9 protein-coding genes are annotated in these 14,373 nt (G+C 64.2%); 4 read left to right on the top strand and 5 right to left on the bottom strand.

The window, feature by feature from the left end; translation table 11 throughout:
* Nucleotides 1–47: 47 nt before the first annotated feature.
* Entirely contained in the window at nt 48–1,688 is a 1,641-nt protein-coding gene (locus JOD97_RS24860) for an alpha-glucosidase (RefSeq protein ID WP_209724538.1), read from the bottom strand.
* Nucleotides 1,689–1,929: 241 nt separating this feature from the next.
* Between JOD97_RS24860 and JOD97_RS24855 the strand changes: the two genes are divergently transcribed.
* Both JOD97_RS24855 and JOD97_RS24850 read left to right on the top strand, forming a co-directional pair.
* Nucleotides 1,930–3,480: an oligopeptide:H+ symporter gene (locus JOD97_RS24855; RefSeq protein WP_209724617.1), complete on the top strand. Its 1,551-nt coding sequence runs from the start codon at nt 1,930–1,932 to the stop codon at nt 3,478–3,480.
* A 116-nt stretch (nt 3,481–3,596) separates the two neighbouring features.
* Nucleotides 3,597–3,989 carry a hypothetical protein gene (locus JOD97_RS24850; RefSeq protein WP_209724535.1) on the top strand — a complete coding sequence of 131 codons (393 nt, stop codon included), beginning with the start codon at nt 3,597–3,599 and terminating at the stop codon, nt 3,987–3,989.
* 27 nt (nt 3,990–4,016) lie between these two features.
* Here JOD97_RS24850 and JOD97_RS24845 read toward each other — a convergent pair whose 3' ends face one another.
* On the bottom strand, nt 4,017–4,901 hold the full coding sequence (locus tag JOD97_RS24845) for a hypothetical protein (RefSeq protein WP_209724534.1): 885 nt from the start codon (nt 4,899–4,901) through the stop codon (nt 4,017–4,019).
* Complete coding sequence (gene cysC / locus JOD97_RS24840; protein WP_209724532.1) at nt 4,891–5,448, bottom strand: adenylyl-sulfate kinase; 558 nt, start codon at nt 5,446–5,448, stop codon at nt 4,891–4,893. Before cysC ends, JOD97_RS24845 begins: the two co-directional genes overlap by 11 nt.
* Before the next feature lie 329 nt (nt 5,449–5,777).
* On the opposite strand from cysC, the gene pulA reads away from it, so the two are divergent.
* Both pulA and JOD97_RS24830 read left to right on the top strand, forming a co-directional pair.
* On the top strand, nt 5,778–8,495 hold the full coding sequence (pulA, locus tag JOD97_RS24835; RefSeq protein ID WP_229264685.1) for a pullulanase-type alpha-1,6-glucosidase: 2,718 nt from the start codon (nt 5,778–5,780) through the stop codon (nt 8,493–8,495).
* Nucleotides 8,496–8,886: 391 nt separating this feature from the next.
* Nucleotides 8,887–10,761, top strand: coding sequence for a bifunctional diguanylate cyclase/phosphodiesterase (locus tag JOD97_RS24830; protein WP_209724527.1), 1,875 nt, complete (start codon nt 8,887–8,889; stop codon nt 10,759–10,761).
* 142 nt (nt 10,762–10,903) lie between these two features.
* On the opposite strand, the gene JOD97_RS24825 is transcribed toward JOD97_RS24830, so the two are convergent.
* Entirely contained in the window at nt 10,904–12,571 is a 1,668-nt protein-coding gene (locus JOD97_RS24825; protein ID WP_229264684.1) for an alpha-amylase family glycosyl hydrolase, read from the bottom strand.
* Between the two features lie 57 nt (nt 12,572–12,628).
* Entirely contained in the window at nt 12,629–14,260 is a 1,632-nt protein-coding gene (locus JOD97_RS24820; RefSeq protein WP_209724523.1) for an alpha-D-glucose phosphate-specific phosphoglucomutase, read from the bottom strand.
* Nucleotides 14,261–14,373 lie beyond the last annotated feature (113 nt).

Genomic DNA, 14,373 nt, shown 5'->3' with positions numbered 1-14,373 from the left:
TAGGGGTCGTACCCCGCACGGGGTACGACCCCGCTTGGCCGTGCGGGTCAGGCGCGCGCGTAGCCGAACCAGGCGCCAAAGGCTGGCAATTGCACCTGCGTGCCTTCCACCGTGCCGGGCAGGTCGTAACCTTCCATCTGTTCGGCGCCCGCTACTTGCGGTAACGTGAAGCTGACCGGCTCGCCACCCAGGTTGAACACGGCGATGATACCGCGCTCGCCGTCGGCGTCGCGGCGCAGCGCCAGCACCGGTTCCGGCGTGTCGAAGAATTCGATCGCGCCGCGCGTCAATTGCGGCAGCTTGCGGCGCCAGGCGATGAACTTGCGCGTGAACGCCAGCGACGATTCGGCGTCGCCCTCCTGCACCGCTGCCGCCTTGGCGATGTGGTCCGGCGACACCGGCAGCCACGGTTTGCCGGTGGTGAAGCCGCCGTCGGCCGCCCCGGTCCACGCCATCGGCGTGCGGCAGCCGTCGCGGCCCTTGAACTCCGGCCAGAACGTGATGCCGTACGGGTCCTGCAGCAGTTCGAACGGCACGTCCGCCTCGGCGAACGCCAGCTCGTCGCCCTGGTACAGGCACGGCGTGCCCTTGAGCGACAGCTGCATCGCCAGGATCATCTTGGCGAAAGCCTTCGGCGCGCCCGGCCCGCCCCAGCGCGTGGCCACGCGCTGCACGTCGTGGTTACCGACCGACCACGAGGCCCAGCCGCCTTTGACGCGCGCCTCGAACTGCTCCACCTGTTTGCGGATGTAGTGCGACGAACATGTCGGCACCAGCAGGTTGAAGCTGTAGGCCATGTGCAGCTTGTCGCCGCCGGCGGTGTATTCGGCCATGACGGCCAGCGAGTCGTCGGCGCCTACTTCGCCGATCGACACGGCCTGGTATTCGTTCAGCAGCACGCGCAGCTTTTGCAGGAACGGCAGGTTCTCCGGACGGCTCTTGTCGTAGATGTGGGCCTGCATGCCGTACGGGTTCACGTCCGAGACGGTGGCGGTGTCGCGGTTGACGGCCGGCGGATTGCTGCGCAGCTCAGGGTCGTGGAAGTGGAAGTTCGACGCGTCGAGCCGGATGCCGTCGACGCCGCGCTCGAGCCAGAAGCGCAGCGCGTCCAAATGCGCCTGCTGCACCTGCGGGTTGTGGAAGTTGAGCTGCGGCTGGCTGACGAGGAAATTGTGTAAATAGTATTGACGGCGGCGCGTGTCCCACTGCCACGACGAGCCGCCGAACACCGACATCCAGTTATTCGGCGGATTGCCGTCCGGCGCCGGATCGGACCACACGTACCAGTCGGACTTGGGATTGTCGCGGCTCGAACGGCTCTCCTTGAACCACGGATGCTCCTCCGCCGTATGCGCCATCACCTGGTCGATCATGATCTTCAGGCCGATGCTGTGCGCCTTGGCGATCATCGCGTCGAAGTCGGCCAGGGTGCCGAACATCGGATCGACGTCGCAGTAGTCGGAGATGTCGTAGCCGAAGTCCTTCATCGGCGACTTGAAATACGGCGAAATCCAGACGATGTCGACGCCCAGCGATGCGATATAGTCCAGCTTTGCCGTGATCCCGGGGATGTCGCCGATGCCGTCGCCGTTGGTGTCAAGGAAGCTGCGCGGATAAACCTGGTAGATGATGGCCTCGCGATACCAGTCTTTAGCGTGCGGTGAAACTTGAGTTAGTTGCTTAGTCATAAGAGAATCCGGGGTTGGCTGCGTGTCGTGGAAGGCGCGCGGATGAGTTTGTAGAGAATATACATCACGATGTTGTTTTTTTCAATCGTGGGCACGATTTGGAATTATCACAATTAATTCAAACAAATCAATGAGTTATGAGTTTCCACCGGAATTCATAAAACAAAAATGAGTAGTCAAACTACACAAAATTTAGGAGAAACCAGTGACTGACAGCGCTATCGCCAACGGCAACGGGCCGATGCCCCGACAAATTCCCTACATCATCGCCAACGAAGGCTGCGAGCGTTTCAGCTTCTACGGCATGCGCAACATCCTGACACCGTTTCTCCTGAGCACGCTTTTGCTGTTCATTCCGATGGCCGACCGCGCCACCGAGGCCAAGCACGTGTTCCATACCTTCGTCATCGGCGTGTACTTCTTCCCGCTGCTGGGCGGCTGGCTGGCCGACCGCTTCTTCGGCAAGTACAAGACGGTGTTCTGGTTTAGCCTCATCTACGTGGCGGGCCACGCCTGCCTGGCGATCTTCGAGGACAACCTGAAGGGCTTCTACCTCGGCCTGGCGCTGATCGCCTTCGGCTCGGGCGGCATCAAGCCGCTGGTGGTGGCCTTCGTCGGCGACCAGTTCGACCAGACCAACAAGAACCGCGCCAAGCTGGTGTTCGACGCCTTCTACTGGATCATCAACTTCGGTTCCTTCTTCGCCTCGCTGCTGATGCCGTTGATGCTGCGCGATTACGGCCCGGCCGTGGCCTTCGGCATTCCCGGCATCCTGATGGCGATCGCCACCTTGGTGTTCTGGATCGGCCGCAAAAAATACGTGCACGTGCCGCCGGCCGCGCCCAATCCGGATTCGTTCAGCAGCGTCGCCCGCACCGCGTTGTTCGCGAAAGTGCCCGGGAAATCGCGTCCGGGCCTGATCGTCGCCGGCATCGGCGCGGCCGGCGCCGTGCTGTCGCTGTGCATGGCGCCGCAGTGGGGCTTTGTCATCGCCGCCTGCACGGCGCTGGTGCTGTTGCTGGCGTTCGGCGGCGTCGGCGTGTCCCTGCAGCTCGACCGCGCGCGCGGCCCGCACACCGACGAAGCGGTGGAAGGCGTGCGCGCCGTGCTGCGCATCCTGATCGTGTTCGCCATGATCACGCCATTCTGGTCGCTGTTCGACCAGAAGGCGTCGACCTGGATCGTCCAGGCCAACGCCATGGACAGCCCGTTGCTGTCGATCTTCGGCTGGGAATTCACGCTGCTGCCGGCGCAGATGCAGGCCATCAATCCTATCCTGGTGATGCTGCTGATCCCTTTGAATAACCTCGCGCTGTTCCCGCTGATGCGCGCCATCGGCATCACCCCAACGCCGCTGCGCCGCATGGGCCTGGGCATCGCGCTGTCCGGCGCGGCGTGGATCGTGATCGGCGCCATCCAGCTGAAGATGGACGGCGGCGACAAAGTCTCGATCCTGTGGCAGCTGCTGCCCTACGCGCTGCTGACGCTGGGCGAGGTGCTGGTTTCGGCCACCGGCCTGGAATTCGCCTATAGCCAGGCGCCCGCGCCGATGAAGGGCATCATCCTGAGCTTCTGGTATCTGGCAGTCACCGTCGGCAACCTGTGGGTATTGATCGTCAACTCGGGCGTGAAGAACGAGGCTGTCAGCGCGCACATCGCCACCATCGGCATGAGCTCCATCGCGTTCCAGATGTTCTTCTTCGCCGCCTTCGCGCTGCTGACGGCCGGCCTGTTCGCGCTGTATGCGATGCGCTACAAGATGGTGGATAACTACCGGGTTGCGGCGAAGTAACACGCTCATCAACTTGCTGCCGCGTGTCTGACTTGCGCACGGGCAGGTATCCTACTTGGGAAATGTGTTGGGCGTGAAACAATCCTTGAGTCATCAATGGACTCAAGGAGACGATCATGCCCACCCAATTCACCAAGGCGAAAGCCGCCATCGGCCTCGCGGCTTTCTGCCTGACCACTTCCTTCAGCGCGGCGGCGCACGCGCAAAGCAAACCGATGTCCGACAAGGATGTCGCCCAGCCCACCGGCAGCACCGGGGCGACGGCCTTCCAGCCCAAAGGCGCGGCCAAGGGCGAGGCCGAGGCCAACACCGGCGCCCAGAACGGCAACGCCGGGATGCAGCCGACCGCCAAGCCGGGCTTCGACAACAAGCCGCCCAAGGGCACCAAGGCCGATTGTCACCGCCCGCAAGGTGGCGTCGATGCCTCCGGCGGCGAAAATATCGGGACCGCGCACAAGGACAACACCACCTGCACCAACCAGCCGGCCAAGAAGAACGAGCGCAAATAAGCGGACGCCCCGACATTGGCATTCGCCTCAGGCGCAAACCCTGTCGTCCACGCTCGCAGCGGACATCGCGGCCAGGCGCCGCTGGCTGCGTTGCAGGTAGCCCTGCAGGCTGGCGCCGACTTGCCGCGCCTCGGCCAGCAGGGCTGGATCGACGCCGATCGGCGCCATGTCGACCTTGCGGCTGATTAGCTCACTGCGGTACACGCTGGCGAATTTTTTGTATTGCAGCTGGAACGACCAGCGCGACGACAGGAAATTGAACACCTCGGCGCACTGGCTTTGCATCGATTTGTAGCTCACCACCAGATAGCGATGCTGCGGCAGTTGGTCCAGCATCCGCAAGATCATCCGGTTGTACACCAGCCACGCTTGCAGGTAGCGCTCGCGGTGCTTGCGGCGATGCCGCGCCAGCCGCATCGACCGGTAAAAATACTTCCACGCCATGCGATACGGCCAGCTTTTTGCCTGGTATCGCTGGTCGAGCAGGGCGAAGTCTCGCTTGAGCAGCGAATGCACCACCTCCTGATGATCGCGCAGCAGCACCAGATATTTCGCCTGCGGCAGCAACGCCGAATACGTCTCCAGAAACAGGCAGGTACGCGGCTCCTTCCAGCCCCACTGCGGGAAGCTGGAGTTCCTGGCGGCGATGAGGGAGCGCATTTGCGCCTGCTCCCGCGCGCTCGGCGTCATCGCCTCGGGCGGCTGCAGGCCGTCGGGATGAACACCTTTGTCGATCAGGATTTGCTGATGCAGATGGAAGAAGTCCTCGTCTTCAAAATGGCCCTCGACATTGCCGGTGCCCACGCCCACCAGGCGCTCACCAACCTGCAAGCCGCAATCATGCAGCCAGTGCGTGATCAGCGATGTGCCGGAGCGGTGCATCCCGGCGATCACCAGGACGTCATTGACCATGCCGTGCCCTCCTGCGCTGGACGAAAGCGGTGTGGCTCAGCACATACTCGCAGACGCGCGCGCTGCACTCGGCGATGCCGCTGTCGCCGGTGTTGAAATACAGGTCGGGTTCCGATGGCGGCTCGAACGGATCGTTGACGCCGGTCAGGCACGTCAACTTGTCGGGCGCATCGTCGGGCAGGCTGGCGCGCCGGTACAAGCCCTTGGTGTCGCGCCGCCGCAGTTCGTCGAGCGCGCAATCGATGAACACTACTTTCACGTCGCGATAGAGCGCGACCAGTTCCTTGCGCACGTCGTCATAGGGACTGATGGCACTGATGATCGTGACGATGCCGTGTGCGGCGAATTTATCGGCGAGGTAGCCGAGGCGACGCAGGTTTTCGCTACGGTCCTGGCGCGAAAAACCCAGGTCGGAAAACAAGCATGCGCGATACGCATCGCCATCGATGACTTCAACGGGAATGAATTGGCGGCCAAGAAGGTCTTTGACGCTGTTGGCAAGCGTCGACTTGCCGGCGCCGGACAGGCCGCAAAATAGCAATATCATGATGAGTCCTTGCGGGGTTGAGGCAGGAGGTGGTTACCACTACGCGACCAAGACTAGCAGCGCATGGGCCGCCCCCGCGCGACAATTACCCATTGATACAGGACGTACAGTGCGTAACAGGGTGTAAACGAACCAGCAGCAAATACCCCACACCTTGCAGGTTTTTGTTAATTTTTGATAAGAAGTAAAAGCTTGCCGGACGTATCGCGTCTCAGAATTACGGATTCTGGAGTACCATGGCCGCCGAATTTAAGGCTGATGCGCAGGTTTTTGTAACTGCGCTACTCAACTCAACGGTATGGAGATGGAATATGGCGGGTAGGCGTTTGATGGCGGGTTCGTTGGGCAGCGCGCTGGCGTTGACATGTTTGGCTGCCTCGGCGGAGCCCGTGCTGGCGGATTGCGATGGGGCGTTTGCGACGCCGCTGCATGCGGCGCCCGCCACCGACGCCCGCGCGTATTGGCTCAACCGCCAGTTGATCAAATGGCCCGGCGCCGATGCCGGCAACGGCGCGTTTAAACTCTATTATTCGGCCAACGCCCTGCTGCGGGCGGCGCCGGGCGCGCGCGTCACCGGCGCGGACGGCGCGCTGACGCTGGCACACTTCGATGGCGGCGTACCGTCCGATGTCGCGCAGCGCTTCAAGTTTGTCGGCGACGGCGTGGTGCTGAGCGTTCCCGATGCGGCGCGGCTGATGACGCAGCAAGTGCTGCTGGTCCAGGAAAAGGACGACGGCACCGTGCGCGACGTGACGTCGCTGCAAATCGCCGGCGCGCTCGACGACCTCTACGCGGGCGCCGCCAAGGTCGAGGACTTCGGCGTGAGCGCCGGCCCGCGCGGCGCGGCCTTCAAGCTGTGGGCACCGACCGCCCAGGGCGTTGCGCTGTGCACCTACGCCACCGGCTCGTCGAAGGCGGCCGCGATCACGCCGATGCGGCGCGACGACGCCACCGGCATCTGGTCCGCCAATCTGCCGGGCAAGCTGACAGGCCAGTACTACCAGTATCTGGTGGACGTGCCGACGCCATCGGCCGGCTTGGTGCGCAACCTCGTCACCGATCCGTACTCGGTCAGCCTGACCACCGACTCCAAACGCAGCTACATCGCCAACCTGAACGCGGCCAACCTCAAACCGGCGGGCTGGGACCGGACGCCAGTGCCCAGGAAGGTCGCCGCGCCCACCGACATGACGGTCTACGAACTGCACGTGCGCGACTTCTCGATCAACGACGGCACCGTCAGCGCGGCGAACCGCGGCAAGTACACCGCCTTCACCGAGACCGGCTCCAACGGCATGAAGCACCTGGCCGCGCTAAGCCGCGCCGGCATCACCGACGTCCATCTGCTGCCGGTCTACGACATCGCCACCGTGCCGGAAACCGGTTGCGTGTCGCCCGACATCGCCGCCCTGCCCGGCCTCAAACCGGACGGGCTGGAACAGCAGGCGCAGGTAACCAAGGTCAAATTCACCGACTGCTACAACTGGGGCTATGACCCGTATCACTACAACGCGCCGGAGGGCAGCTACGCGACCGACCCGGCCGATGGCGCCCGGCGCATCATCGAATTCCGCCAGATGGTGCAGGCGCTGCACAAGGCCGGGCTGCGCGTCGGCATGGACGTGGTGTACAACCACACCTTCATCGCCGGCCAGAACGAGAAATCGGTGCTGGACCGCGTGGTGCCCGGCTACTACCACCGACTGAACGCGAGCGGCGGCATCGAACGCTCGACCTGCTGCGACAACACCGCCACCGAAAACCTGATGATGGCCAAGCTGATGATCGACTCGGTCGAACAATGGGCGGTGCAATACAAGATCGACTCCTTCCGCTTCGACCTGATGGGCCACCAGCCGCGCGCCGCGATGGAAGCGCTACGCGCCAGCGTCGAGCGCGCCGCCGGCCGCCGCATCGACTTGATCGGCGAGGGCTGGAACTTCGGCGAGGTGGCCGACAGCGCCCGCTTCGTGCAGGCGTCGCAGCTGTCGTTGAACGGCAGCGGCATCGGCACCTTCAGCGACCGCGCGCGCGACGCGGTGCGCGGCGGTGGCGCCAGCGACGGCGGCGCCCAGATCATCGCGCAGCAGGGCTACATCAATGGCCTGGTGTACGCGCCCAACGCGCTGGCGCCGGCACGCCCCGCCGAAGACCTGCTGCAAGCGTCGGACATGGTCAAGGTCGGCCTGGCCGGCTCGCTGCGCGACTACACGATGCGCACCTGGCAGGACGAGACCAAACAGCTGAAGGCGATCGTCTACGGCGGCAACCAGCCGGCGGGCTATGCCAGCGAGCCGTCGGAAGCCGTCAACTACGTCGAGAACCACGACAACCAGACGCTGTTCGACATCAACGCCTACAAGCTGCCGCTGGCGACCACCGGCGCCGAGCGCGCGCAAGTGCAGATGCTGGGCGCGGCCATCAACGCCTTTAGCCAGGGCGTGGCGTACTTCCACGCCGGCTTCGACATCCTGCGATCCAAATCGCTGGACCGCAACAGCTTCGAATCGGGCGACTGGTTCAATCGCCTGGACTGGACCTACCAGGACAACTACTACGGCACCGGCCTGCCGCGCGAAGAGGACAACGGCAAGGACTACGCGCTGATGAAGCCCCTGCTGGCCAACGCCGCGATCAAGCCGGCGCCGGCGGACATCGCCTGGTCGCGCGACGCCTTCCGCGATTTGCTGGCGATACGCTCCAGCAGCACGCTGTTCCGCATGCGGACTTCGGCCGATGTGCAGCGGCGGCTGCGCTTCCACAACACCGGATCGAAGCAGGTGCCGACGGTGATCGTCGCGCATCTGGACGGCGCCGGCTACGCGGGCGCCAACTTCAAGTCGATCACGTACCTGATCAACGTCGACCAGGTGGCGCAGCGCGTCACCGTGGACGAGGAGAAGAACCGCCGCTACCAGCTGCATCCGGTGCACCTGCGCGCGGGCGCGGCGGACCAGCGGGTGGCGCGCGAAGCGAGCTACGACGCCGCCTCCGGCACGTTCGCCGTCCCGGCGCGCAGCGCGGTGGTGTTCGTCGAAAAAAACTGACCGTTCCACTGCTCCACTGTTCCACGTAGGGCGGATTAGGCGGAACGCCGTAATCCGCCATGCATGCGCCGTCGAGACGCATGCATGGCCGATTACGCTGCGCTAATCCGCCCCACGTGATTCCGCAGTATCAATAACGCCACTTGTTAACCTATCCCAACGCAACTTTTACGCCGTGCGCGCGCGACGCACAAGAAATCGTGCTATTATTTATTTCATCAACGCAATAATGTTTTCCTTGTTGCAAATAACCGATAGCGTCACCGAGCCTTAAACACGCTCACCTCTTGCCGTTCACCGGCGCCCATGCCGACACGGACATGCCGCGCCCGCCAGTGCCTCACCCCGCATTGAATAGCACCTTGTCAACCACATAATAAATGACCGGATCATGACTATTTCTTGCCAACTCCACGAAGCGCGCCGGCTGGAGGCGCTCAACAAACTCAATTTACTCGACACCCCGCCGAGCGAGGCCTTCGACCGCATCACCCGCATGGCCGCGCGCCTGTTCAACCTGCCCATCGCGGCGGTGTCGCTGACCGACGCCGACCGCCAATGGTTCAAGTCGCGCGTCGGCGTCGAGCACACGTCGATCCCGCGCCAGGGCGCGCCGTGCGGCGAAGTGGCCGACGGCAGCCACATACTGGTGGTCCCCGATCTGCTGCAGGACGAGTTTTTCCGCGACACCCCGCTGGCCGCCAGCGGCATCCGCTACTACGCGGGCGCGCCGCTGACCACCGTCGACGGCCACTGCCTGGGCGCCATGTGCGTGCTCGGCACCGAGCCGCGCGAGACCACGCAGGCGGAACTCGACATGCTGTCCGACCTGGCCGCGATGGTGATGGCGCAGATCGAGATGCAGCACGCGCTGGGCCGCATCGACCCGCTGAGCGGCCTACCGAACCGCAACCAGTTCATCGAAGACTTCCAGGACATGCAGCGCGACCGCCCCGCCGACGAACAGCGGCTGGCGGTGCTGATCAACCTCGCTACGCCCGACCAGCTGGCGCACGCCGCGCGCGCGCTCAACCCCTCCTTCCTCGACGAGATGGTGGTCGACGCGGCGGCGTGGATACGCGCCGAAGCCGGTGCGCGCCGCAAGGTCTACCACGTCGCCGCCAACCAGTTCGCGTTGATCTCCGAAGCCGGCGTGGAAATGGCCGACTACCTGCCGGCGCTGGAGGAAAAGATGGAACACGCGATCAGCGTGAGCAAGCTGCGCTTCGTGATCACGCCGTCGATCGGCGTGGCCCCTTTCGACGTCGGCACGGCCGATGGACTGAGCGTGCTGCGCCAGGCGCAAAACGCGGCCCACGACGCCATCGACAGCGCCACCCGCGTCGCCGTGTACTCGGCGATGGAGGACGGCCTGTACCGCCGCCGTTTCAACCTGCTCAACGACTTCGCCGCGGCGCTGATCAGCCGCGATCAGCTACGCCTGGTCTACCAGCCGCGCATCGACATCGCCAGCGGCGAGTGCATCGGCGCCGAGGCGCTGCTGCGCTGGAACCATCCGACGCTCGGCCCGATCGGTCCCGGCGAATTCATTCCCCTGATCGAGCGCTCAGGCCTGGCGCAGGCGACGACGGCGTGGGTGCTGAGCCGGGCGTTGCGCCAGCAACAGGCGTGGCGCGCCGCCGGCCTGCGCTTGCAGTTGTCGCTCAACGTCTCTGCCGCCAATCTGCTGGAACCGGACCTGGCCGACCGCGTGGTCGCCGAGCTGGAACAATACGGCCTGCCGCCGGAGTGCCTGGAACTGGAGATCACGGAAAGCGCGATCATGGAGCAGCCGGCCAAGGCCACCGCCATGCTCGAGGCGCTGGCCGGCACCGGCGTGCACCTGGCGATCGACGACTTCGGCACCGGCTACAGCAGCCTGTCGTATTTGCAGCGCATGCCGGCCAACGTGGTCAAGATCGACCAGTCGTTCATCCTGGGGCTGGAGGACGACTATCGTCAACAGGGATTGGTCAGGACAATGATCGCGATGTCGCAGGATCTGGGGCACCGGGTGGTGGCCGAGGGCGTGGAGCGCGGCGACGTGCTGGCGTTCCTGCGCTCGGCGGGTTGCGACGAGGCGCAGGGGTATTTGTTCGCGCGGCCGCTGGAGGTGGAAGCATTCGGCATTTGGTGCCGCGAAAGCAGCGGCTGGGGCGACGCGGTCGCGGCGAGTGTGCCGAGGCGCGATCCGCGCGCCCTGTGCTCGCTGGCGCGGCCGAAGGCCAGTTTGGCGGCGTCGCGACGCCGGCATCAGGCGCGTTGAAGCGAATGCCACGAAAATGCGAATACCTCGGAGACACGTAGGGCGGATTAGCGCAGCGTAATCCGCCAAGCTCCGTCGGCGGCTCATACATGGCGGATTACGGCGTTCCGCCTAATCCGCCCTACGTGGTTTAGATTGGGCGTTACTGCCCGATCAGCACCGTCGCGTTGCGCGTGCCGAAACCGACTTTGCCGCCCTTGACCACCGCCGTCCTGCCCGAATAGTAGTCCCTGACCTTCTGGCCGTTGGCAAACACGCCGTACACATTGATGATGCTGACCTTGTCCGTCGGCAGATCCAGCGCCACCACCACCTTGTCGCGCACACCGCCCTTGTCATACGTCCGCTTGAACACATACGGCTTGGCCTGCAGCTGCTGGTGCACGCCGGCTCCCACCGCCACATGCGCCTGGCGGAACAGACCCAGCTTACTCCAGTGCGCGCGCACCTCCGCCACCTTGTAGCCATCGCGCTGCGCGTTCTGCTCCAACTCATCCCAGTTCATGAAGGTACGCAGCTTGGCGTCGCCCACCGCGTCGGCGGCATCGAGCTTGCGCGCCGTTTCATCGCCGTAGTAAATCTGTGCGGCGCCTGGCGCCAGCAGCAGCTTGTTCGCGCTCTCGAACGGCTTTTTGCGCTCACGGTCGAACGGCTGGTCGTAGTCGTGCGAATCGATATAGTTCAACACCGTGTAGCCGTTCAGCGCCCCGCCGTGCAGCATGTTCGAATAGCTGCTGAACAGCGACTCGTAATCCTTGTTCGCATCGCGCACCAGGCCGAAATTGATCAGGCTATCGAAGCCGGCCTGATAGTAGTTGGCCGACTGTCCGCCGCCCAGATCGTGCGTCTGCCCGTGGGCGATGTCGTAGTTGAACACTTCCGCCGTCATGTAAAACTTGTCGTCGCCGAACTTCTTGTCCGGATTGGCGCGCTTCCAGTCCGCGAACGCGGCGTCGGCCTCGGTACGCAGCTCCTTCCACACGCCGGCTTCCACGTGTTTGACGGTGTCGGCGCGGAAGCCGTCCACGCCATATTTGCGTATCCAGTCGGTGTGCCACTTGATCAGGTAGTAGCGCGGCGCGCGCGGATGGCCGGTGCGCTTGAAGAACTCGTCGAGCTCCTTGACCTCCTGCGTGTAGCGCCCTTCGCGCCGCCACTTTTGCACCAGTTGCGGCGGCAGCTCGACTTCCTCGTTGCTGTCGGTGCGGATGTCCGGCAGGTTCTTCACCAGCGTGCATTCGATGGTGCTCTTCGCATCCTTGAAGGCGCACGTCGGTTCGGTGCGCACCCACTGCTGCGGCCACGCCTTGTCGATCGTCGTCTCCGGCCCGATGTGGTTCATCACCACGTCGAGGATGACGCGTATGCCGCGCGCGTGGGCGGCTTCGACGAAATTGCGGAAATCGGTTTCGGTGCCCAGATTGGCGTCGACGGCGGTGAAGTCGCTCGCCCAGTAGCCATGGAAGCCATAGGACTTGCCCGTGCCTTCGTCGGTCCCTTCGTGGATCTGCTCCACCGGCGGCGTGAGCCAGATCGCGTTCACGCCCAGGCTGTCGAAGTAGCCGTCGTTGATCTTGTTGGTGATGCCGGCCAGGTCGCCGCCCATGAAGCCGCGCAGCGGCGCGGCGTCGGCGTTGCGGCCATAGGCCAGGTCGTTGCCGGTAAAGGCGTTGTTGAAGCGGTCCGTCAGCAGGAAATAGACCGTGGCGTTCTCCCACAGGAATGGCTTTGCGGCGGCCGGCGTCGCGGCCGATTTAACCGCCGGCTCGGCGGCCAGCGCCGGCGCACCGAAGGCCAGCGCCAAAGCCATTGCAAGGGTCGTACGTTTACTCCACTGCGTCCATTTCATGCTGTCGTCCTTATGTAGTTATGTGGTGACGGTCGGACGCGCGCGTCCGGTCCATCCTTCGATGCCGCCGACCTGCTCGGCGATCAAGATCAATGCGGCAAGCGCCTGCTGGGTGGGCAGGTGGTGCATCGCCGGATCGGCCTCGTAGCGTTCCAGGTAAACGCGCAAGGTCGCCCCTTCCGTGCCGGTGCCCGACAAACGGAACACGATGCGCGAGCCGTTGGTCATGACGATGCGGATACCCTGCTTCTTCGACACCGAACCGTCGATCGGATCGGTGTATTCGAAATCGTCGGCGAAATCGACCACGTAATGGCCCAGGTCCTGGCCCTTCAGCGTGGCCAGCTTGATGCGCAGCGAATCCATCAGCTCATTGGCGCCTTCGACCGGCACGCCCTCGTAATCGTGGCGCGAGTAGTAATTGCGGCCGAAGCGCGCCCAGTGCTCGCCCACCAGCTGCTCGACCGACTTGCCGGTGACGGCCAGCAGGTTAAGCCAGAACAGCACCGCCCACAGGCCGTCCTTTTCGCGGATATGGTCCGAGCCGGTGCCGTAGCTCTCCTCGCCGCACAGCGTCGCCTGGCCGGCGTCGAGCAGGTTGCCGAAGAACTTCCAGCCGGTCGGCGTCTCGAAGCTCGGGATGCCCAGCGCCTTGGCCACGCGGTCGGACGCCTGCGAAGTCGGCATCGAACGGGCGATGCCTTTCAGGCCGGCCTTGTAGCCCGGCGCCAGCGTCGCATTCGCGGCCAGCACGGCCAGGCTGTCCGACGGGGTGACGTCGAACTTGCGGCCGACGATCATGTTGCGATCGCCATCGCCATCCGACGCGGCGCCGAAGTCTGGCGCGTCGTCGGCGGCCATCAGCTCGATCAGTTGGGCGGCGTTGACGGGATTCGGGTCCGGATGGTGGCCGCCGAAGTCCTCCAGCGGTTCGCCGTTGATGACGGTGCCGGCGGGCGCGCCCAGCATGCCTTCCAGGATCGCCTTGGCGTACGGGCCGGAGACGGCCGACATGCCGTCAAAGCACATGCGGAAGCCGCCGCCGAACAGTTTTTTGATGGCGTCGAAATCGAACAGCTCCTGCATCAGCTCCGCGTAATCGGCGACGGAGTCGATCACCTCGACATCCATCTGCTCGATGCGCGAGGCGCCGATCTTATTCAGGTCGATCGCGGCGGCGTCGCTGATGCGGTAGGCGGTGATCGATTCGGTGCGCTGGAAGATCGCCTCGGTCACGCTCTCCGGCGCCGGGCCGCCGTTGGCGATGTTGTACTTGATGCCGAAGTCCCCATCCGGTCCGCCCGGATTATGGCTGGCCGACAGCACGATGCCGCCCAGCGCGCCGTGCTTGCGGATCACGCAGCTGACGGCGGGCGTCGACAGGATGCCGCCCTGGCCGACCAGCACCTTGGCGAAACCGTGGGCCGCGGCCATGCGCAGGATGGTTTGCACCGCCTCGCGATTGTGGAAGCGGCCATCGCCGCCGACCACCAGGGTCTTGCCGGCGACGTCGCCCAGCGTATCGAACACGCTTTGCACAAAATTCTCGAGATAGGAAGGCTGCTGGAAGACCGTGACCTTTTTGCGCAGGCCGGAAGTCCCCGGCCGCTGGCCTGGGAAAGGTGTGGTGGTGACTGTCTGAATACTCATGTTCGCTCCGCGTGGATAAGAATGACAAATGGGTGACAAGCGCGGCGTGCCTATGACGTGACGCCGCGTGTCAGCGCTGCGACGGTTGTACCTGTTCCGGCCAAATCGCGTCG

Source organism: Duganella sp. 1411 (assembly GCF_017833525.1).
In the GTDB taxonomy this organism is placed as follows: Bacteria; Pseudomonadota; Gammaproteobacteria; order Burkholderiales; family Burkholderiaceae_D; genus Rugamonas.
This window is presented reverse-complemented; position numbering and strand designations above follow the sequence as displayed.